This is a genomic window from Acinetobacter sp. YH12152 (assembly GCF_013418285.1).
In the GTDB taxonomy this organism is placed as follows: domain Bacteria; phylum Pseudomonadota; class Gammaproteobacteria; order Pseudomonadales; family Moraxellaceae; genus Acinetobacter; species Acinetobacter amyesii.
On record NZ_VPCH01000013.1, the window covers coordinates 1 to 19,218 of the forward strand.

Annotated in this window: 16 protein-coding genes and 1 pseudogene; 8 read left to right on the forward strand and 9 right to left on the reverse strand. The window is 38.3% G+C overall.

What is annotated here, in order from left to right; genetic code table 11:
* Together FTU83_RS06005 and FTU83_RS06010 are read right to left on the reverse strand one after the other, a co-directional pair.
* On the reverse strand, positions 1-776 hold a 776-nt coding region (locus FTU83_RS06005), incomplete at its 3' end, for an Ig-like domain-containing protein (protein WP_180124311.1).
* Between the two features lie 374 nt (positions 777-1,150).
* A pseudogene (locus FTU83_RS06010) lies at positions 1,151-2,650 on the reverse strand (cation:proton antiporter).
* A gap of 219 nt (positions 2,651-2,869) precedes the next feature.
* On the opposite strand from FTU83_RS06010, the gene FTU83_RS06015 reads away from it, so the two are divergent.
* On the forward strand, positions 2,870-3,427 hold the full coding sequence (locus tag FTU83_RS06015) for a hypothetical protein (protein ID WP_180026473.1): 558 nt from the start codon (positions 2,870-2,872) through the stop codon (positions 3,425-3,427).
* A gap of 57 nt (positions 3,428-3,484) precedes the next feature.
* On the opposite strand, the gene FTU83_RS06020 is transcribed toward FTU83_RS06015, so the two are convergent.
* Entirely contained in the window at positions 3,485-4,390 is a 906-nt protein-coding gene (locus tag FTU83_RS06020) for a neutral zinc metallopeptidase (RefSeq protein ID WP_180007459.1), read from the reverse strand.
* Between the two features lie 46 nt (positions 4,391-4,436).
* The gene (locus tag FTU83_RS06025; protein ID WP_180007458.1) at positions 4,437-5,363 is read right to left on the reverse strand and encodes a DUF808 domain-containing protein; all 927 of its coding nucleotides are present in this window, start codon (positions 5,361-5,363) and stop codon (positions 4,437-4,439) included.
* A 202-nt stretch (positions 5,364-5,565) separates the two neighbouring features.
* Here FTU83_RS06025 and trpS point away from each other — a divergent pair, with 202 nt between their 5' ends.
* Positions 5,566-6,579 (forward strand): tryptophan--tRNA ligase, encoded by a 1,014-nt coding sequence (gene trpS, locus FTU83_RS06030; RefSeq protein WP_168379231.1) that lies wholly within the window; start codon positions 5,566-5,568, stop codon positions 6,577-6,579.
* 314 nt (positions 6,580-6,893) lie between these two features.
* Here the strand turns inward: trpS and FTU83_RS06035 are convergent, their stop codons facing one another.
* Both FTU83_RS06035 and lysS read right to left on the reverse strand, forming a co-directional pair.
* Positions 6,894-7,655 carry an IS5 family transposase gene (locus FTU83_RS06035; RefSeq protein WP_180055377.1) on the reverse strand — a complete coding sequence of 254 codons (762 nt, stop codon included), beginning with the start codon at positions 7,653-7,655 and terminating at the stop codon, positions 6,894-6,896.
* A gap of 155 nt (positions 7,656-7,810) precedes the next feature.
* Positions 7,811-9,337 carry a lysine--tRNA ligase gene (lysS, locus tag FTU83_RS06040; RefSeq protein WP_180020646.1) on the reverse strand — a complete coding sequence of 509 codons (1,527 nt, stop codon included), beginning with the start codon at positions 9,335-9,337 and terminating at the stop codon, positions 7,811-7,813.
* A gap of 460 nt (positions 9,338-9,797) precedes the next feature.
* On the opposite strand from lysS, the gene FTU83_RS06045 reads away from it, so the two are divergent.
* Complete coding sequence (locus FTU83_RS06045) at positions 9,798-10,304, forward strand: YqiA/YcfP family alpha/beta fold hydrolase (protein ID WP_078189929.1); 507 nt, start codon at positions 9,798-9,800, stop codon at positions 10,302-10,304.
* A gap of 90 nt (positions 10,305-10,394) precedes the next feature.
* Here FTU83_RS06045 and FTU83_RS06050 read toward each other — a convergent pair whose 3' ends face one another.
* Positions 10,395-10,940, reverse strand: a complete 546-nt coding sequence (locus tag FTU83_RS06050) for an adenine phosphoribosyltransferase (protein ID WP_078189930.1) — start codon at positions 10,938-10,940, stop codon at positions 10,395-10,397.
* Positions 10,941-11,467: 527 nt separating this feature from the next.
* Between FTU83_RS06050 and rubA the strand changes: the two genes are divergently transcribed.
* The 5 genes from rubA (at position 11,468) to FTU83_RS06075 (ending at position 16,169) form a co-directional block, all read left to right on the forward strand.
* A complete protein-coding gene (gene rubA, locus FTU83_RS06055; protein WP_005179369.1) occupies positions 11,468-11,632 on the forward strand; it encodes a rubredoxin RubA in 165 nt (54 codons plus the stop codon).
* 77 nt (positions 11,633-11,709) lie between these two features.
* Positions 11,710-12,888 carry an NAD(P)/FAD-dependent oxidoreductase gene (locus FTU83_RS06060; protein ID WP_180105908.1) on the forward strand — a complete coding sequence of 393 codons (1,179 nt, stop codon included), beginning with the start codon at positions 11,710-11,712 and terminating at the stop codon, positions 12,886-12,888.
* Between the two features lie 58 nt (positions 12,889-12,946).
* Complete coding sequence (gene estB / locus FTU83_RS06065) at positions 12,947-13,885, forward strand: esterase EstB (protein ID WP_078189932.1); 939 nt, start codon at positions 12,947-12,949, stop codon at positions 13,883-13,885.
* An 11-nt stretch (positions 13,886-13,896) separates the two neighbouring features.
* Positions 13,897-14,802 carry a LysR family transcriptional regulator OxyR gene (gene oxyR, locus FTU83_RS06070; protein ID WP_168379234.1) on the forward strand — a complete coding sequence of 302 codons (906 nt, stop codon included), beginning with the start codon at positions 13,897-13,899 and terminating at the stop codon, positions 14,800-14,802.
* 755 nt (positions 14,803-15,557) lie between these two features.
* A complete protein-coding gene (locus FTU83_RS06075) occupies positions 15,558-16,169 on the forward strand; it encodes a response regulator transcription factor (RefSeq protein ID WP_180051315.1) in 612 nt (203 codons plus the stop codon).
* A gap of 89 nt (positions 16,170-16,258) precedes the next feature.
* Here FTU83_RS06075 and ppk1 read toward each other — a convergent pair whose 3' ends face one another.
* Positions 16,259-18,340, reverse strand: coding sequence for a polyphosphate kinase 1 (gene ppk1, locus FTU83_RS06080; RefSeq protein ID WP_078189935.1), 2,082 nt, complete (start codon positions 18,338-18,340; stop codon positions 16,259-16,261).
* Between the two features lie 146 nt (positions 18,341-18,486).
* A complete protein-coding gene (gene mtgA, locus FTU83_RS06085) occupies positions 18,487-19,164 on the reverse strand; it encodes a monofunctional biosynthetic peptidoglycan transglycosylase (protein ID WP_078193019.1) in 678 nt (225 codons plus the stop codon).
* Positions 19,165-19,218: the final 54 nt, after the last annotated feature.

The following is a 19,218-nucleotide window of genomic DNA, read 5'->3' on the forward strand; positions in this document are numbered from 1 at the left end:
TCGCCTTTACCTGTGGCGTGCTCACCATCATCGGTAACCACCACATCTTTAGGTGCATCAGGTTTGGTCGTATCTTTTGCAGTAGCTTCTGTTGGTTCTGACTCATTGCCTGCTTTATCTGTCACAGTGACATCAACGGTTTCACCATTGGTTAATGGATCTTTAAGTTCAACATCAAAATTACCTGATGAATCCACTGTGCCTGTGCCAATGACTTTGCCATCTTGATCTTTCACCTCTACCGTAGTACCCGGCTCACCTTTACCTGTGACGTGCTCACCATCATCGGTGATCACCACATCTTTAGGCGCGTCCGGTTTAGTCGTATCCTTAGAACCACCAGAAGAATCAGATCCACCACCAATAGCTGCACCCAATAAACCAGCGCCACCTGCTCCCGCAATCCACGGTAAAATTACACCTGTCAAAGAATCGTTATAAAGCAGCGGTTCAATTTCATCTAAAGGTTGATACTGAATAACATCCGCAATATCACCATTGGCTGTTGTAAATTTTGCCCAATACAATGTGCCGTCTTCATCCTCAAACACCAAACTATTATCTGGTGTCACCTCACTAAAATAGTTTTGTACAGTAATCACTTCCCCATTTTTTAAGGTGATTATTGCGTCAACACCATTCTTTGTAATTGAAGCAACATCTTCTTTCGGGATTTTGACGACGATGACAGAATTTTCGATAAGCCCCACTTGATTGGATTCAACTTGATCCAAAACTTTATGACTTTCTTTAGAAATGACAGAAATTTGCGGCATGGGTAAAACCTCATTTATTTGTATTAGGGCCGTTTTTATGTTTTTAGTTTTGTAATGAATTGTTGGTGCTTAATAATTTCTTTAATTACAACTCATTAAAAACGAATTTTTAATTGTGTGCGTTATATCACGCTTTGTATTTATTTTGCACAATTGCTTGAATATTGTATTATTTTTATCAATAGGCTCAGATTTTAGATCCATCTTTATACAAGTAATAACAAACACTTATTTGTGTGATGCAAGTCACAATAATACCGATGAATGACCAGTCATAATTTCCCCCCATTTTGATGTACCATGATGAAACATAACTATAAATAAAAAAAAGGAAATGCTTAAGCATTTCCTTTTTTAAGTCACACAAAACAGTTTTAGAAGTTTTCAGGGTTCTCCAAACGACGAACTTCTTGCACTTTTTCTGGGTTATGTACAGCAGCAACACCATCATCCGCTTTGGTATCTATTAACGCTTCTGGGTTATATACCGTGATGGTTTCATTACCATGTATATCTTCGCCCACGATATATTGGAAACCCTTTTTATTCATTTTATGGCACATTCTTTGATACCAACCTTTGAAACCTTTGGTTTCTTCATTCGGGTTGTAATAAAAAGCATTCATCACAGCGGGTAAACCTAGGCCACACACGAGGCCCGACATTAAGACTGCAATAAATGTATATCCAATCAAAATACTGCTGTATTCACTGAGTTCAGGAATATTGGCAACAGCAAGGATTAAGGCCAATGAAATACCGCCACGAACCCCACCCTACGATAAGATGGCAAGGCTACCGTTGTAACTTTTTTTGCGGAAACTTGGGAAGAATGCAAAAGATAAATAGTTTGCTGCAAAGCGCGATGCATGCAAAATGATAAACGCCACCATACCGCCTAAAATTAAGCTGATACTTAAATCTAAGATAAATAACTCGAGACCGATCAGGGTAAATAAGAAGGAATTAATGATTCCTTCCACGGTATGCCAGAAATGGTTCACTTCCCTGATTTCTCGGTCTTGGAGGATTTCTTTCCATTTATTCCCAACGATCAGACCACCAATAACACATGCAATTGGTGCAGATGCATGTGCGAATAAAGCGACTAGATATGAACCACTTGCCAATAATGCTGTGGTTAAAATCAAGGACTCCATTTCATGTTTACCGCGGAGTAAACGTAAAATCCCTAAACCAAATGCCCAACCAATAATGACTGCAACAACAATTTCATATAACAGTGTTTCAAGCGTACCAATGACGGTAAAATGTTCACCTTGCAAAACATTGAGTAAAGTCATAAACACAGCAATACACATGGCATCATTAAAGAGCGATTCGCCTTCTAATTTCACCATCAAATGATGTGGGGCACGTACAGAACTTAATACACCTTTAACCCCAATTGGGTCAGTCGCACCTAAAGCAGCGCCTAATAATAACAACACCAATAAATCAACATGATGACCAATTAAGAACTGATAACCATATAAAGCAACACCAAAAAACACCGCACAAAGCACCAAGGCAATACTGGCCAAAATACTGATCGGCTTCCAATGTAAACGTAAATCTGAAACTTTAAATTTCAAGGCTGAAGAGGTCAAAATAAAACAAATCACGCCATTAATTAAAAAGTCATAAAAGTCGATATGACGAACTGCCTCTTCAATATTGTACAAATTAATCGTCACAAATTGATTGCCATTGAGTAAACTCGCACCCCATTGCAAAATAAAGACAAAAATTGCAGAAACAATGGGAACACCTATGGCTTGTGGAAAAGCCAAGATACGTTTATTAAAAATGGTGGTTGCAATCGAAAGTGCAAAAATAACGGTAAAAACCTGTAGAAAAAAATAATTTCCCATTTCGTTCCCAATTTTGGTGCTGTGTCGCCTACAGAGTGAGATATAGGTATTTTAAAAATAAATACTAAATTATTTGGTATTTAAAAATAAAATATTTTAACGAATTTTATCTAAATACCGTGTATAAATTCAGTTTTTTTCACATCTTTTATCAAGATCATTTAACATAGCAAGCCTGCATCGATTTTATGCATTTTTATCCTCTAATTTATTTCTCCTATGCATCAGACCATTAAAACTATTTTTCGACTCTTTTTTGCTGCTGTGATCTTTATCATTACTGCAGCGCTGATCCTGACTTGTTTTAGCAAGACACAGGAAATTTTACGTGCTGAGCACTATTTTAGTCAGGCAAAAAAGGTTTCACTGGATTCAACACCCAAAGAACAATTGGTTTTGGTCTCCAATAATGAATCACCCGATCGTGCGATTTTTATCATGCTGGCGAATAATGGTTATCTTGCCAAACTGAATTGTGAAAACTATGCACAAGATATTTGTCTCGATGAATTTAATCAGCAACACACCCGACAAATTCAACACCTCGATTTACTGAAAATCGGACAATTTCAATATATCCAAAATGTGAGTTTCACCAATAGCCGCACTGGACAAAAACAACAATTACGCTATAGCGATGCCCAATTAAAACAGTTCTATCAAAACGATATTTCAGGCCTTAAATATACTGTTTTTGGCGTGGCTTTATTCGCATTTGCCGCATTGTATGTCAGCTATCGTATTGTTCGAAACTTTAAATCATTTCTTAATAAATAAGTTTCAATCTATTTTTCAATGAAAAAAAGAGGATGTTTGCATCCTCCTTTTTTTGTTTTAAATGGCTTGGTTAAAGGTATCACAGCTATTGATATTGCCTGATTTCAACCCTGTCTGGAACCATTTCATACGTTGTTCACTGGTGCCGTGCGTGAAGCTATCTGGGACCACTTGCCCAGTTGCACTTTTCTGTAAATAGTCATCACCAATCTTATGTGCAGCGTCCATCGCTTCTTCTACATCACCCTGCTCTAAAAATTGGGTACGCTGTTGATTATGATGCGCCCAAATACCCGCAAAGCAGTCTGCTTGTAGTTCTTGCATGACCGAATAACGATTACCTTCAGCTTTAGACGCTTGCGCACGCGCCTGCTGAACTTGCTCAGAAATACCTAAAATCGTTTGGATATGATGTCCAACTTCATGGGCAACCACATAGGCTTGCGCAAAATCACCCGCCTGATCTTGACGACTCAATTCAGTTTGATTTTGTTCACCCGTGATGCCCATTTGCGTACGCATATCTTTAAAGAATGCAGTATCAATATAGACCTTCTGATCTGCTGGGCAATAAAACGGCCCCATTGCAGCTTGTGCTGTACCACAACCCGAGTTGACCACACCATTAAACATGACCAATTTAGGCGCTTTATACTGGGCATTTAACTGTTCTTGGAAGACTTTAGTCCATGTATCTTCCGTATCGGCCAAAACCGTTCCAACAAAATCCATCGCTTCTTGTTGTTCAGGTGTTGGATTATCCAAACCTTTGACTTCAGCCGTTTGACCCTGTGAAGTCACTTGTTTAGTCGCCTGATAAGCTTGCTGCGGATCTACACCAAAAAACTTCCACGCAACAAATGCTACAACCAAACCGAGAATACTGATACCACCCGCTTTTGCACCGCCACCACCGCGACGGTCTTCTACGTTTGAACTAACTCTTCGACCTTTCCAGCGCATAGTGATCTTCCTTATATAAAATAGTTGATATCCGTGCGTTTACAGATTAATCCTTTTGCGACTTTGGCCATACTTTTTGAACTAAAGACACGACGCACAGCACGATTAAACCTGCAATAAAACCTGTCACTAAATTGATTAAAGTCGGTGTTAATGCACCCACAATACTGCCAACTGTAGGAATATGTTCTGCATAATCCACAGAGCCTTCAATAAAATGGTGTAGCAGAGGCACACCATGGGTAATGATGCCACCACCCACTAAAAACATGGCAATCGTACCTACAATGGTTAATGTCTTCATCAACTTAGGTGCAAATGCTAACAAACCTTGTCCAACGGTCTTTTTAAATTGTGATGCTTGTTGCGTGAGATAAAGTCCTAAGTCATCAATTTTGACAATCATCGCGACAAAACCATAAACACCAACGGTCATTATAATTGCAATCACCGAAAGCACCATGACCTTAGTCCCAAATGCCGCAGTTGCAACCGTACCCAATGAAATCACCACAATTTCAGCAGATAAAATAAAATCGGTCCGGATGGCACCTTTGACTTTTTCTTTTTCAAAAGTCACCAAATCCGTTTCAATATGGGTCATCTCTTCACGAGCAACTTCTTCTGTTTTGGCTTTTTTATGATGCAAACTATGCAGGACTTTTTCCACACCCTCATAGCACAAAAACAAACCACCAATCATCAAAAGCGGTGTAATCAGCCAAGGTGCAACCACACTGATCAATAAAGCAGCCGGAACCAAAATTAATTTATTAACAAAAGATCCTTTGGCGACAGACCAAACGACAGGAAGTTCACGATCGGAACGGACACCACTGACTTGTTGTGCATTCAGTGCTAAATCATCTCCAAGGACACCCGCTGTTTTTTTGGCTGCCATCTTACTCATCACAGCAACGTCATCCAACACAGTTGCAATATCATCAAGTAAGATTAATAAGCTACTCGCCATTATTTTTATCCTTTAGGCATTTTTTAATATTCTAATTCTATTTAACGCTAAAATTGTATTTAGTTTTTTAATAATTAACAAAATATTCACCCATTTTTCAGTCAATTGTGCTGTGTCAGTAACAATCAAAAATAGAATGCCGTACAATGGGGACATTCTTTGAAAATCAGCCGTAGCTTTGACTACCACTTTGGAACAGATAATGAGTACTCAAGATAATCGTCCAGTGATTTTGACTGGCGACCGTCCGACTGGACAATTACATTTAGGTCATTTTGTAGGTTCTTTACGTTCACGTGTAGGTTTACAAGATTCGCATCATCAACATCTCCTTTTAGCTGATGCTCAAGCCTTAACTGATAATGCCGATAACTTCGAAAAAGTTCGTCGCAATATTATTGAAGTCGCAACCGATTATCTTGCTGTAGGAATTGACCCAACCAAAACCACGATTTGCGTTCAATCATGCTTACCAGCATTGAATGAATTGACCATGTTGTATTTGAACTTTGTGACGGTTTCTCGCTTAGAGCGTAATCCAACCATCAAATCTGAAATTCAAATGCGTGGATTTGAGCGTGATATTCCTGCAGGTTTCTTATGCTATCCAGTGGCTCAAGCTGCCGATATTACAGCGTTTAAAGCATCTGTCGTTCCAGTGGGCGAAGACCAAATTCCAATGATTGAACAAACCAACGAAATTGTTCGTCGTTTAAACCGTCAAATTGGTCGTGACGTACTTCCTGAATGTAAAGCTTTACTCTCTAATGTAGGCCGCTTACCAGGTTTTGATGGTAAAGCAAAAATGTCTAAATCTTTGGGCAATACCATTGTGCTTGACGCGACTGATAAAGATATCAAGAAAGCTGTTAATGCAATGTATACCGACCCAAATCATTTACGTATTGAAGATCCAGGTCAAGTGGAAGGTAACGTCGTATTTACTTACCTCGATGCATTCGATCCTGATAAAGAAGCTGTTGCGGAATTAAAAGAACACTATCGTCGTGGTGGTCTAGGCGATGGTACTGTGAAAAAGCGTCTTGAAGGTGTGCTAAAAGAGCTGATCGGTCCAATCCGTGAACGCCGTTTAGAATTGCAAAAAGATCCTGACTACATCATGGATATTTTAAAAACCGGTACCGATAAATGCCGTGATATTACCCAACAAACGTTGGATGAGATTAAATCTGGCTTGGGTGTATTCCACTTCTAAATTTAAAAAATTCTATAAAATTAAGCCTTTCCAATGTGAAAGGCTTTTTTTTATAGGCACTTTTTGTGAAGGTATTCACAAAATCTCCTTAGTTTTAACGTTAGGTAACATCACTTAACGTGAACACCAATGAAATGACTGACCGTTCACTCTATTATCTATTTATGTTTTAGGAATACCTAAATTCATAACATTTCTCCTTTACCGAACCTGTGAAAACAGATTCGTTGTTATACGCAATGAACACCCCAATCATTGCGTATTTTTTTGTCTGAAAATTAGGGTGTGTTGACATTTACAGCCGATAAATTGAGCTAAAGAGGCAACCATATAAATATACAAGCTAAAGCAACAGCGCTTTGATAGTTACGTTTTAGCTTATCGTATCTTGTGGCAATTCCTCTAAATTGTTTTAATCTACAAAATGCATGTTCAACTAAATGTCTGATTTTATACATATACCAGTCCATATCATCATTGCTAGATTTGGCATTTGATCTTCGAGGAATGTTTGCTTTCGTATTACTTTCTCTAATTTTCTTTCTGAAACTTTCTGAATCATAGCCTTTATCTGCACATAAGATTTTCGTTTCTTTTAATTCCAAAGCATCTATTAAAGCAGGTGCAACTTTCACATCATGAGTCGTGCCATCAACAATAATAAACTCGATAGGATTTCCATTCGCATCAACAGCTAAATGGATTTTAGAACTATTTCCACCGATACTTTTAGAATTAGCTTGATAATTAATACCTGTCGCATGCTGATGCGCTCTGACATGACTGGCATCAATAAAGATCCACTCTAAATCTGCATGACTAGACAATAATTTAAATATTCTGAGTAACTTACTGTCTTTACTCCATCGACTAAACTTCTTAAAAATAGAGTTTGGCTTGCCGAAAGTATCGGGTAAATCACGCCAAGCACATCCGGTTCGAATCCGATAAAGGATTACTTCGATAAACAATCTTAAATTATGTTTGAGATAAATACCGAATTTGGAGATGAGGAGCACTGCTCCGTAAGATTTCAGCCTAGACCAGTGTTGATCATTCAGCATTATATGAGGCATAGCGAGAAGTGAATTTAGCTTGGCGATTGAATTCTACTTTCTCGCTATTTTTTTGAACAGCAAATGTCAACAGACCCTAATGTAAATATTTTAAATTTTACTATTGAAACAATAAAAAACCCGCATTAAGCGGGTTTTTTATTTCAAAAACTAAATTAGTTTTTATGACGCATATGTGGGAACAAGATCACTTCACGAATACTTGCAGCATTCGCAAATAACATGACCAAACGGTCAATACCGATACCCTCACCCGCTGTAGGAGGTAAGCCGTATTCCAATGCTTCAATGAAGTCTGCATCGTAATGCATTGCTTCATCGTCACCCGCATCTTTTTCAGCAACTTGGGCTTGGAAACGTTCAGCTTGGTCAATCGGATCATTTAACTCTGAGAAACCATTTGCCAACTCACGACCACCGATGAAGAATTCAAAACGGTCCGTAATATGTGGATTTTCATCATTACGACGTGCCAACGGTGAAGTTTCCGCTGGGTATTCTGTGATGAATGTCGGTTGACGAAGTTCTGTTTCAACAGTTTCTTCAAATACGATGGTTTGAAGTTTGCCTAAACCAAAACCAGGTTTTACTTGCTCTTTCAGTTCATTTTTAACGAAGTTTGCAAGGAACTCACGATCAGATACATTTTCAGCAGTGAACGTTGGGTTATGTTCAAGAATCGCATCAAACATCGAAATTTTCTTGAATGGACCTTTGAAGCTATACACTTCATCACCATAAGGCACATCAGTCGAACCTAATATGTCAATGGCCAATTTTTCAAGCATATTTTCTGTCAAAGCCATCAGGTCTTTGTAGTCTGCATAGGCTTGGTAGAATTCAATCATGGTGAATTCTGGATTATGACGTGTTGATACACCCTCGTTACGGAAGTTACGGTTAATTTCGAACACGCGCTCAAAACCACCAACGACCAAACGTTTTAAGTAAAGCTCAGGCGCAATACGTAAAAATAAAGGCATATCTAATGCGTTGTGGTGAGTTTCGAATGGACGCGCAGACGCACCACCCGGAATCACATGCATCATTGGTGTTTCAACTTCCATGAAACGCTCATTGCTCAAATATGAACGAATACCTGACACCACTTTTGCACGAATTTCAAAAGTTTTACGTGTTTCTTCGTTCATGATGAGGTCTAAATAACGCTTACGGTATTTAACTTCAGTATCAGTCAAACCATGGAATTTGTCTGGAAGTGGACGGAGTGATTTGGTTAAAAGCTCAAAATGTTCAATATGAACATAAAGGTCACCTTTACCAGAACGACCAATATAACCTTTAATGGCAATAATATCGCCCAAATCGAGTGCTTTAATTGTTGCAAGAACATCAGCATCCAACTCTTTACGTGGTACATAAAGCTGGATACGACCAGTCATATCTTGGATTACGATGAATGAACCACGGTTCAACATCACACGACCAGCAACTTTTACATAAACCTTTTCGCCTGCTTCAATTTCTTCTTTTGATTTTTCAGCGAATTGATCTTGTAGGTCTTGTGCATAGTGTTCACGCTTAAATGTGTTAGGCCACGGGCTAACACCTGTTTCCTTGGCGTGCTCTTTGATGTGCTCTAACTTGGCATGACGCTGTGCAATTAAATCGTTTTCGGAAATGGCTTGTTCAGAAGTCGATTGAGCGTTATGTTGCGTCATCTCTGTCTCAAATAGTTAAAAAACGGAAGTTGCATAGCATAGCAGATTTCCTTTGAATTGAGCAGTAAGCAATGCGCGCATTTTTTTAATAAGTAGAAATTTATCGAAGTAAGATGTTTTAATCGTTATACCTTCAGGTAGACATAGAACCTACCTTACAGATGTGCAGTAGATAAAAATTAAATACTCAAGCTCGAAAACCTACATTTTAATGATATCAGATGATAACTAAAAGCTTTAAAAATACTTATAATTATCAATACATTAAAATATATATCAATAACTTAATTCAACCTTTTAATCTATTTTCTTTAAGACTAAAGTCTTTTAAATGCCTATAAATTAGACCAAAAGCTAAATTCTCTTTTTGACAATTCTATCTACAATGAAGTCATAAAATTGTTGAAAAATAAAATATTCAACACATCCAAAATGTCTGAAAACAGTGTGTAGAAAAACAATGACTTCCTGCTTATCGAAAATTCTGTTTTTACATGGATTGGATTCTTCCCGTGAATCCACTAAATTCCATGCCATCGATGCAAAACAAAAATTCTGCATTGAAGTGGACTATCGCAACTTAAATTTTCAAACTGTTGCTGACTTTTACCACGAGAGTATTGAAACCATTAAGCCTGATATCATCGTCGGTCATAGTCTCGGGGCGTACTGGGCTTTGAAAATGTCGCTGTTTCATCGCATTCCGTGTGTAATTGCCAACCCGAGTCTGCATCCAGACTTTCGCGACGACTACCCTGCAATCAATGAAATGGATTTGGATCACGATATTCCACAAATTGCCTATATCGAACGTGGTGATGAAATCTTGGATATGTATGAAGCAGAACAACAACTCGAAGATTATATGCAAGTTCAAGTGATGGATGGCGGACACCATCGTCTACAATGCCCTGAAAATATCAATGATTTAATCCAACATCTCGAATTAAACTACTTAAAAAAATAAATCATATTAATCATAAGTAGCAACGTCGTTTTTATCAGACATAAAAAAGCCCTGTCATAGACAAGGCTTTTTACATTTTAAAGCTGACGCTTAGGCAGCATCTGCTTCAGGACGTGTTTTATCATCTAAAACCGACCAGATATTTAAACCCAAATCTTTATGCAAGTCAGGCAAATCTAAGAAAATGCTTGCGCCTAAAACTTGGTGTTTACATTTTTCAGCCAATTGTTTCACTGCACGAAGCGTACCGCCCGTCGCCAATACATCATCAACAATAATCACTTTTTGTGATTCGATTTCAGCTGACATTTCAAGACGATCTAAACCGTATTCAAGGCTGTAACCAACACCGACCACTGGTGGTGGTAATTTGCCGGCTTTACGTACTAAGACCAAACCTTTACCCGTACGCTGAGCAAGTAAACTTGCCAAAACAAAACCACGTGCTTCAACCGCAATAAAGCTATCTACTTCTGCCAATTGCTCAGCTGGAATACTTGCAATTAGGGCATCAGTTAACGATTCGATGTTATTCATAAATAACGGCGTAAGGTCAAAGAAACAAATTCCTGGTTTTGGAAAATCTTGGACAGTACGAATGTTAGACCACAATGCCGCAGCAGTAGAATTACTCATAATAGGAGAAAATAAATTAAGAAAGGAATGTGTGAATTTTAACGCGATTTGAAAGAAAAGAACAGCTAAAAACTCTCCAAAATGCATATTTAAGATACAGCAAATTTACATAAGTTACTGATTATTAATATTGTATTTATTTAAAAAATATCAAATATATATTTTCCTAATCATAAAATAAAAGATTTTAGAGTTTTTTTCTGCAAGACTTTAGTCTATGAATATAGAAAAAGCGGTATTTAGAACCCAATTCACGGAAATGAATTCAAATATACTTTTCAATAGGCATAAATATTGTCAGACAATTTTTCCCAGATCTGGGGTTTTGATGATATTTATTGTCCCTCACTGCCATTCTGCTTTTAATTTCACTCATTAAACTCTTAGCCACTTTACTTTATCGTTAGAACTGCGTAAAAATTTAACATAAGAGTCTACTGTATAAGGCTAATTAACCTTAAGGTATAAACTTATACAGTTATGAAGTATTTACTGACTTAATTTTATGTCAGTTTTTGGAGAATGGAATGAAAAAGTATCAGTGCATCGTTTGTGGATGGATTTATGACGAAGCAGAAGGCTGGCCACAAGACGGTATCGTGGCAGGAACGAAATGGGAAGATATCCCAGATGATTGGACTTGCCCAGACTGTGGCGTCTCAAAAGTAGATTTTGAAATGGTTGAAATCTAATAAATAGAATCTAAGGCCATCATCGTTATGGTCTTTTTTTTGTCTTTAAAAAATATGAAATGTGTTTGGAGTTGAGTATGCACCCTATTGTCATTATTGGTTCTGGTATGGCGGGATATGCCGTTGCACGTGAATTTCGAAAGTTAAATACTGAACTAGAACTTATTATGATCTGTGCGGATGATGCCATTAACTACGCTAAACCGACATTATCCAATGCGCTCGTTGGTAATAAAGCTCCTGAGCAAATCCCTCTAGGGGATGCCGAAAAAATGTCGGCTCAACTCAATATGCAAATCATCAATAAGAGTTGGGTTAAATCCATTGATGCAGCAAAACATGAGCTTACTATTGAAAGCCAAAATGGAACTCAAACACAACTATATTCAAAACTCGTTTTAGCAGTCGGCGCAAATCCAATTCGCTTAGCTATTTCGGGTGATGGCAGCGAAGACATTCATGTCGTCAACAATTTAGATCACTACAAAGCATTCCGTAAACAACTTGCAGCACGTGAAGATAAGCGTGTGGTGATTTTAGGTGCAGGCTTGATTGGCTGTGAATTTGCCAATGACCTTCAAAACACTGGGGCGAAAGTATCGGTGGTCGATTTAGCTCCGCAACCTTTAGGTCGTCTACTGCCATCTCATGTGGCCGCTAAATTCCAAAGTAATTTAGAGGAAACGGGCATTCAATTCGTTCTAGGCACGACTGTTGAAAAAGTCTCACGTATTGAAAATGGTGACTATCAAGTGAGCCTTGCCAATGGTCAAAGCTTAGTGGCAGATGTTGTGTTGTCTGCGATTGGCTTACAACCTGAAATTAACTTGGCAAAACAAGCCGGCATTCACACCAGTCGCGGTGTATTAACCAATAAAGGCTTAGAAACCAACTTGGCAGATATCTATGCTGTCGGTGACTGTGCTGAAGTTAATGGTACCCTTCTGCCATACGTGATGCCGATCATGCAACAAGCACGTGCTTTGGCAAAAACCCTCAATGGTGAACATACCGCTGTGCATTATCCAGCCATGCCTGTAGCTGTTAAAACACCTGCTGCACCTTTAACTGTCCTTCCTGCGCCAATTGATGTAGAAACCCAATGGGAAACAGAAGAGCTTGAAGATGGCATGATTGCCCGTGCGATCGATCAAGATGGCGTATTACGTGGATTTGTACTGCTCGGTGCAACTGCTGGGAAGCAACGCTTAACTTTGACTAAGCAGGTTCCGGACTTGATTCCCGCTTCAGTTTAAGGTTTAAATACAAGGACGTCCTGATAATAATAGACGTCCTTTTTAAAGGAAAATAACAATGAATAGTGCCCTTCAGTTTAATATTTCACCTTATGCCTCTTTTATGCATGAAACTCGCGTTGAGTTAGGCAATGGCATTGAACTTCATGTCGAGGTGGGTGGTCATCCTGAAGATCCTGCAATCTTATTGATTATGGGACTCGGCGCACAAATGTTGTATTGGCCCGATTTCTTTTGTAAGTCCCTAATAGACCAAGGTTACCGTGTTATTCGCTTTGATAATCGTGATATAGGTCTATCCAGTAAAATTCGTAACCCAGGTCCACGTCTCAACACCTTTAAATTGATGGGACGTTTTGCCTTAGGTCTAGAGAATCAAGGCGCGCCCTATGATCTATACGATATGGCAGACGATGTTGCACTGTTAATTGATCGTATGGGACTGGATAAAGTCCATATTTTAGGTGCTTCGATGGGCGGCATGATCGCTCAAATCGTGGCGGCACGCTATCCCGACAAAGTCCACAACTTAAGCTTACTTTTTACCAGTAACATCCAACCCTTACTTCCACCGCCATTTCCAAAGCAATTATTTAGTCTAATTGAAAAACCTGAATCTAACGATGAAGATGGCATTATTAACCATAGTCTGAAAGTTTTTAATATTATAGGCTCTCCAGGCTATATTAATCAGCTTGAAGCGATACAAACTGCACGTAAACTCTATAAACGGAGTTATTACCCAGCGGGTGTACTTCAACAGTTTTTAGCAATATTATGTACAGGTTCCCTGCTGCAGTTGGATAAACAAATTCAGCATAAAACCATTGTGGTTCATGGAGCTCGTGACCGTTTGCTGCCGCCAAGCCATGGTAAGGCCGTTGCAAAGGCTATTTCAGGTGCTAAATTTGAATTAATTGATGGAATGGGGCATGATATCCCACCGCATTTTATTCCATATCTTAGCGGTTTGTTTGCTGATCACTTTAAATCATAAATTAGGACACTATGGCTGCATTACCATCCTTAAGACAGCTGTCATATCTAGTAACACTGTCAGAAACGCTACACTTTACTGAAGCTGCGCGTCGTTCTTTTGTCACCCAGTCTACTTTGTCTGGCGGGATCATGGAACTTGAGCGTTTACTAGGTGGCGTATTGGTAGAACGCGACCGTCAAAACGTGCGTTTAACTCCTCTTGGCGAACAAGTTGTCGGACGAGCCCGAGTTCTATTGGCAGATGCGCAAGACCTAATGCGTTTAAGTCGTGAAATGAGCGAACCTCTAACGGGTGATTTACATCTAGGGGTCATTCCTACTATTGCGCCATTCTTACTTGCGCCATTATTAGAAGAAGTGCATAAGCAATTACCAAAAATTCAATTGCACTTACATGAAGCACAAAGTGAAAAAATTGTTGAGAAACTCGAGCACGGTAATCTAGATATTGTATTACTTGCCCTTCCTTTCGATACACGTAGCTTGAAAGTTGCAGAAGTAAACAAAGAAAAATTGTTCTTGGTGTACAACAAAACTGACCAAAATGCAGCTCAAGCGAAATCTTTAGACGACTTAGATTTATCTCGTTTAATGTTGCTTGAAGAAGGCCATTGCTTACGTGATCATGCTTTGAGTGCTTGCCCGATTGGTGAACGTAAAAATGACCACCGTTTAAAAGCAAGCTCATTGCCAACTTTGGTTGAAATGGTTTCCGCAGATTTAGGCTTTACCTTATTGCCTGAAATTGCAGTTCATACCAATATGATCAAAGCCAATGAAGATTTGGCTGTGAAAGAAATAGAAGCTAGTCCTACACGCACATTAGCATTGGTAACGCGTAAAAGTACGCCGCTTCAAAGTGAATTTGATGTATTGCTTCAAATCTTGCAGAAAATCACCAGTAATCTGCACTAATTCAATCCATGAATATTAAAGAGAGCCCTGTGCTCTCTTTTTTATTTTGCAGAAATGAATAATCCAGAAATAATAATATTGAGATGAATTTAAAATTGAAAATAAAAATATAGTATCTAGAAAAAAGAAAAGGCTAACCCAAATAGGTAGCCTGATAAGGTAATATATGACTTGATGTATATCTCAATTCATCGCCTCGATAATATCTTCACACTAGCCAGATAAGTAAGAAGATTAATACATCTTAGTAAAATATAACTTTCGTTAAAATCACTAGTTTCAGGTATTTTAGATAAAGTACGTCTGATTCATTTTCAAAGGGCTTTTTTCATAATTATGTTTTGTGCTATAAAATAACCATACATGAGAAATAAATCACATTATTTTAAATAGTCACTAATATTCATGTTTAAAATAACTAAGCAATAGGTGAATATTAACTCACATCAGAAACAGTTCAATTTATTAGTTGTCAAAATACTGCTTTCACATTTCATTTATTATTTTCAATTCGAATCGAAATCTGATGATTATTTAATCAATATTCTAAAAATAAAAACGAAAAAACTATAAATCTTTGCATTCAACATAATGAAAAACACAAAAAACCATACATTAATTAAATTATATTATATCACAATAACTTAATTATACTTTGATGTATAAATCACTACTTCTAGGTATATTTTTCTAATTCACTTCCATGCACATTATGGAAATGCAATTTGATTAAAAATAATAAATGAGCGAAATGTATGATGAGTGAATTTTTATTACCAGTACCCGTTTTGATCATTGATCATCAATCAATGACTTCAAAAACAGTGCTGTTTAACATCTTAGGAGACCTCGGTTATCCTGAAGACCTCATTACATTTTCAGAAAATTTAGCAGATGCAGAACAACAAATTTTCAATCAATTGCCAAATTTAATCTTTTTAGTGGTCACGCAACAGTCTGATATCTCATTCATACATAAAATTAAGAAAATCTATCCTTCGAGCAATCTCATTATTTTAGTCAATGAACAGTCTGCAGATTTAACTTTACATGCGATTCAGTTAGGTGCAACTGCCTATATGTTGAATCAACAGCCAATTGAAGACACTTATAACCAGCTGAAAACCATTTTAAGAGGTGGCGCTGCCCTTCATCCTAGTTTTGCTAAATTTTTATTGAGTGAAACTTTTAGTCCGCAAAATGCAGCGCCGAAACAGCTCAGTCTAAATCCAGCAGAATATCAAATTTTGGATATGGTCAGCCATAGTGCGACTCAAGAGCAGATGGTCAATGAATTAAAACTTTCAACGTATCAAATTGATGGTTTTGTCAAAAATATCTATAGAAAAATTTGTAGCTACAGCTAAATTTAGCTGAGATAAACGATTCAAAAACAATCTAGAAAATTTAAAAAAAATAAAGGGAGCATTGCTCCCTTTATTTTTGTTCAACACATTTATTTAAATGCGTCTAAAAGCACATGCTGTGAATTATGTGCTTCCTCGCCCTCTTGGACATGGGTACGAATCCAACGCCCATCACTTTGGAGCAACCAAGCTTGCTGATTATCTTTTAGATAATTCACTAAACCTAATTGATAAATACGCTTTTTCAAGGCTGGATCTTCAATTGGGAAACAGGCTTCCACACGATTAAATAAATTACGATCCATCCAGTCTGCACTTGAACAATAAATCCGTGCATCACCATTATTACTGAAATAATATACTCGGGTATGTTCTAAGAAACGGCCAACAATAGAACGTACACGAATATTTTCAGACAGCCCCGGTAAACCTGGACGTAAACAACAAATAGAACGAATAATTAAATCAATCTGCACACCCGCTTGTGAAGCTTCATACAGTTTATTGATCAACTGGACTTCAGTTAATGCATTGACCTTGACAATGATTTGCGCAGGCTTACCTGCTTTTGCATTGGCAATTTCATTATCAATATAATTGATCAGTTGAGCATGTAAGGTAAATGGCGCATGCAGCAGTTTTTTCAACTTCGCCATTTTGCCCATACCAGTCAGCTCTTGGAAAATGCGATGTACATCCTCACAGAGTTCTTTATCAGTGGTTAACAGGCCATAATCGGTGTAGATGCGCGCATTGCCCGCATGATAGTTACCCGTACCTAAATGCACATAACGCACCAATTTATTATTTTCACGGCGTACCACCAAAATCATTTTGGCATGGGTCTTATAACCCACGATGCCATACACCACCACTGCGCCCGCTTCTTGTAATACATTGGCTACAGCAATATTTGATTCTTCATCAAATCGTGCACGAAGCTCAATTACTGCGGTAACCTCTTTACCATTACGTGCTGCTTCCGCTAAGACTTGCACAATTTCAGAGTCTGCACCACTACGATAAAGCGTTTGTTTAATAGCCAAAACTTGTGGATCACGTGCAGCTTCACGTAGTAGGTTAATTACTGGTGCGAAAGATTCAAAGGGATGGTGTAGCAAAATATCTTGCTTTTGCATCGCACTAAAAATGTTTTCAGATTTTTTGAGTACTTTCGGTATAACAGGAATATGCGCGTCATAACGTAGATGTGGACGTTTAAAGTTTGACAGTAAACGTGCAAGGTTAACTGGTCCATCTACTTTATAGAGTTGCTCTTCTTCTAAATCGAACTCATCAAGCAAATATTCATAAATATGCTGCGGACAATTTTCTGTCACTTCCAAACGAACGGCGCGACCAAAACGACGTGAATTCAACTCACCTTTCAGAGCTTTAGCCAAATCTTCAACATCTTCATTCAAAGCCAAATCGGCATTACGCGTCACGCGGAATTGGTAGCAACCCGTCGCCGTCATACCGGGGAACAAGTCAGAGACATGTTCATGAATAATTGCCGATAGCATCACATGATGCTCTTTACCACCGGTTAATTCATCAGGAAGCCGAACGACACGTGGCAGCGAACGTGGTGCAGGTACAACGGCTAAGTCAATCTGACGGCCAAACGCATCCTTCCCTTCTAAAGTCACAATAAAATTCAACGACTTGTTGACCAAGCGAGGGAATGGATGTGCGGGATCTAAGCTAATTGGCGTTAAGACTGGAGCAACTTGCTCTTGAAAATATTTTTTCACCCATGCCGACTGTGCAGGGGTTAACTCACCACGACGTAAGAAGCAAATATCTTCTTCACGCAGTTTGGGTAAAATTTCTTGATTTAAAATACGATACTGGCGCTCAATTGCCGCATGCGCTGTCGCAGAAATTTCATCTAATACTTGTTTTGGTGTTAAGCCATCTGGACTGCGGCTTTCATTACCTAAGTCTAGCTGTTCCATCATTCCCGCAACACGAATTTCAAAAAATTCGTCTAAGTTACGTGAAAAGATCAGCAAGAAATTCATGCGTTCAAGTAATGGATGTATCGGATCAACCGCTTGTTCGAGCACACGCAGATGAAAGTCGAGAATCGATAACTCTCGATTAATATAACGATCATTATAAGTATATTCAGTAGGTACTTGCGCGACTTCAGCTGCGGTATTCATTTCAAACCCATATTAAAAAATGTGTGCTGTACTCAGTTTAGTATGCTTCAAATTTGTGACAATTTCATAAAAAAAGCCCATTAATATGAGCTTTTTGTTGTAATTCAAATCGCTGCCATGCCATTTGACGAGTGTTTAGATCGTTCTTAATCTGGGATATGGCTATAACGCATATATTTTTGGATCATGCGCTTACGATAATTTAGCTTACGATCTTGTCGATTTTCATCATAATATTTTGGATTGGGTAAAATAGCCGCAATAAATGCCGCTTGCTCTCGGCTCAAACTCCGTGAACTTTTACCAAAATAGTGCTGAGTTGCAGCTTCTACGCCATAGATGTTGTCCCCAAACTCAACCGAGTTGAGATATACCTCTAAAATGCGTTGCTTCGTCCACATACGTTCCATCATCCATGTTGCAACGGCTTCCTGTCCTTTTCGGATAAATGAACGCTTATTATATAAAAATAAGTTTTTTGCCAATTGCTGCGAAATGGTAGACCCACCTGCAACCACTTTGCCTTTATCTTTATTGCGTTCTAAAGCATTTTGCATGCCTTCCCAATCAAAACCTTTGTGTTGTAAAAACTTGCCATCTTCCGCGGCAACAACAGCATGTTTGACATAATCACTGATTTGGTCGTAATCACGCCATTCGTGTTTAATCGGTTTGGATGGCTCAGACCAATAATCTAAACGCATCATCATCGTCGATTCCACAGGATGCGTACGCCACCACACCAAACTTCCAAAGATCCAAAGCTGCACCAAAAGCACAAGACTGACAAGAATTAACAATGTACGAACAATAAAGGCTTTCATGTCAGTGTGTTACTCCAGAAATTCTGTTTTTTCATGTTAAGCTTATTTTTAAAT

What these genes read in the sequence shown, in the direction of transcription:
- FTU83_RS06015 (WP_180026473.1), top strand. Translation starts at nt 2,870, where the DNA reads ATGCATCAGACCATTAAAACTATTTTTCGACTCTTTTTTGCTGCTGTG.
- FTU83_RS06020 (WP_180007459.1), bottom strand. Translation starts at nt 4,390, where the DNA reads ATGCGCTGGAAAGGTCGAAGAGTTAGTTCAAACGTAGAAGACCGTCGC.
- FTU83_RS06025 (WP_180007458.1), bottom strand. Translation starts at nt 5,363, where the DNA reads ATGGCGAGTAGCTTATTAATCTTACTTGATGATATTGCAACTGTGTTG.
- trpS (WP_168379231.1), top strand. Translation starts at nt 5,566, where the DNA reads ATGAGTACTCAAGATAATCGTCCAGTGATTTTGACTGGCGACCGTCCG.
- FTU83_RS06035 (WP_180055377.1), bottom strand. Translation starts at nt 7,655, where the DNA reads ATGCCTCATATAATGCTGAATGATCAACACTGGTCTAGGCTGAAATCT.
- lysS (WP_180020646.1), bottom strand. Translation starts at nt 9,337, where the DNA reads ATGACGCAACATAACGCTCAATCGACTTCTGAACAAGCCATTTCCGAA.
- FTU83_RS06045 (WP_078189929.1), top strand. Translation starts at nt 9,798, where the DNA reads ATGACTTCCTGCTTATCGAAAATTCTGTTTTTACATGGATTGGATTCT.
- FTU83_RS06050 (WP_078189930.1), bottom strand. Translation starts at nt 10,940, where the DNA reads ATGAGTAATTCTACTGCTGCGGCATTGTGGTCTAACATTCGTACTGTC.
- rubA (WP_005179369.1), top strand. Translation starts at nt 11,468, where the DNA reads ATGAAAAAGTATCAGTGCATCGTTTGTGGATGGATTTATGACGAAGCA.
- FTU83_RS06060 (WP_180105908.1), top strand. Translation starts at nt 11,710, where the DNA reads ATGCACCCTATTGTCATTATTGGTTCTGGTATGGCGGGATATGCCGTT.
- estB (WP_078189932.1), top strand. Translation starts at nt 12,947, where the DNA reads ATGAATAGTGCCCTTCAGTTTAATATTTCACCTTATGCCTCTTTTATG.
- oxyR (WP_168379234.1), top strand. Translation starts at nt 13,897, where the DNA reads ATGGCTGCATTACCATCCTTAAGACAGCTGTCATATCTAGTAACACTG.
- FTU83_RS06075 (WP_180051315.1), top strand. Translation starts at nt 15,558, where the DNA reads ATGATGAGTGAATTTTTATTACCAGTACCCGTTTTGATCATTGATCAT.
- ppk1 (WP_078189935.1), bottom strand. Translation starts at nt 18,340, where the DNA reads ATGAATACCGCAGCTGAAGTCGCGCAAGTACCTACTGAATATACTTAT.
- mtgA (WP_078193019.1), bottom strand. Translation starts at nt 19,164, where the DNA reads ATGAAAGCCTTTATTGTTCGTACATTGTTAATTCTTGTCAGTCTTGTG.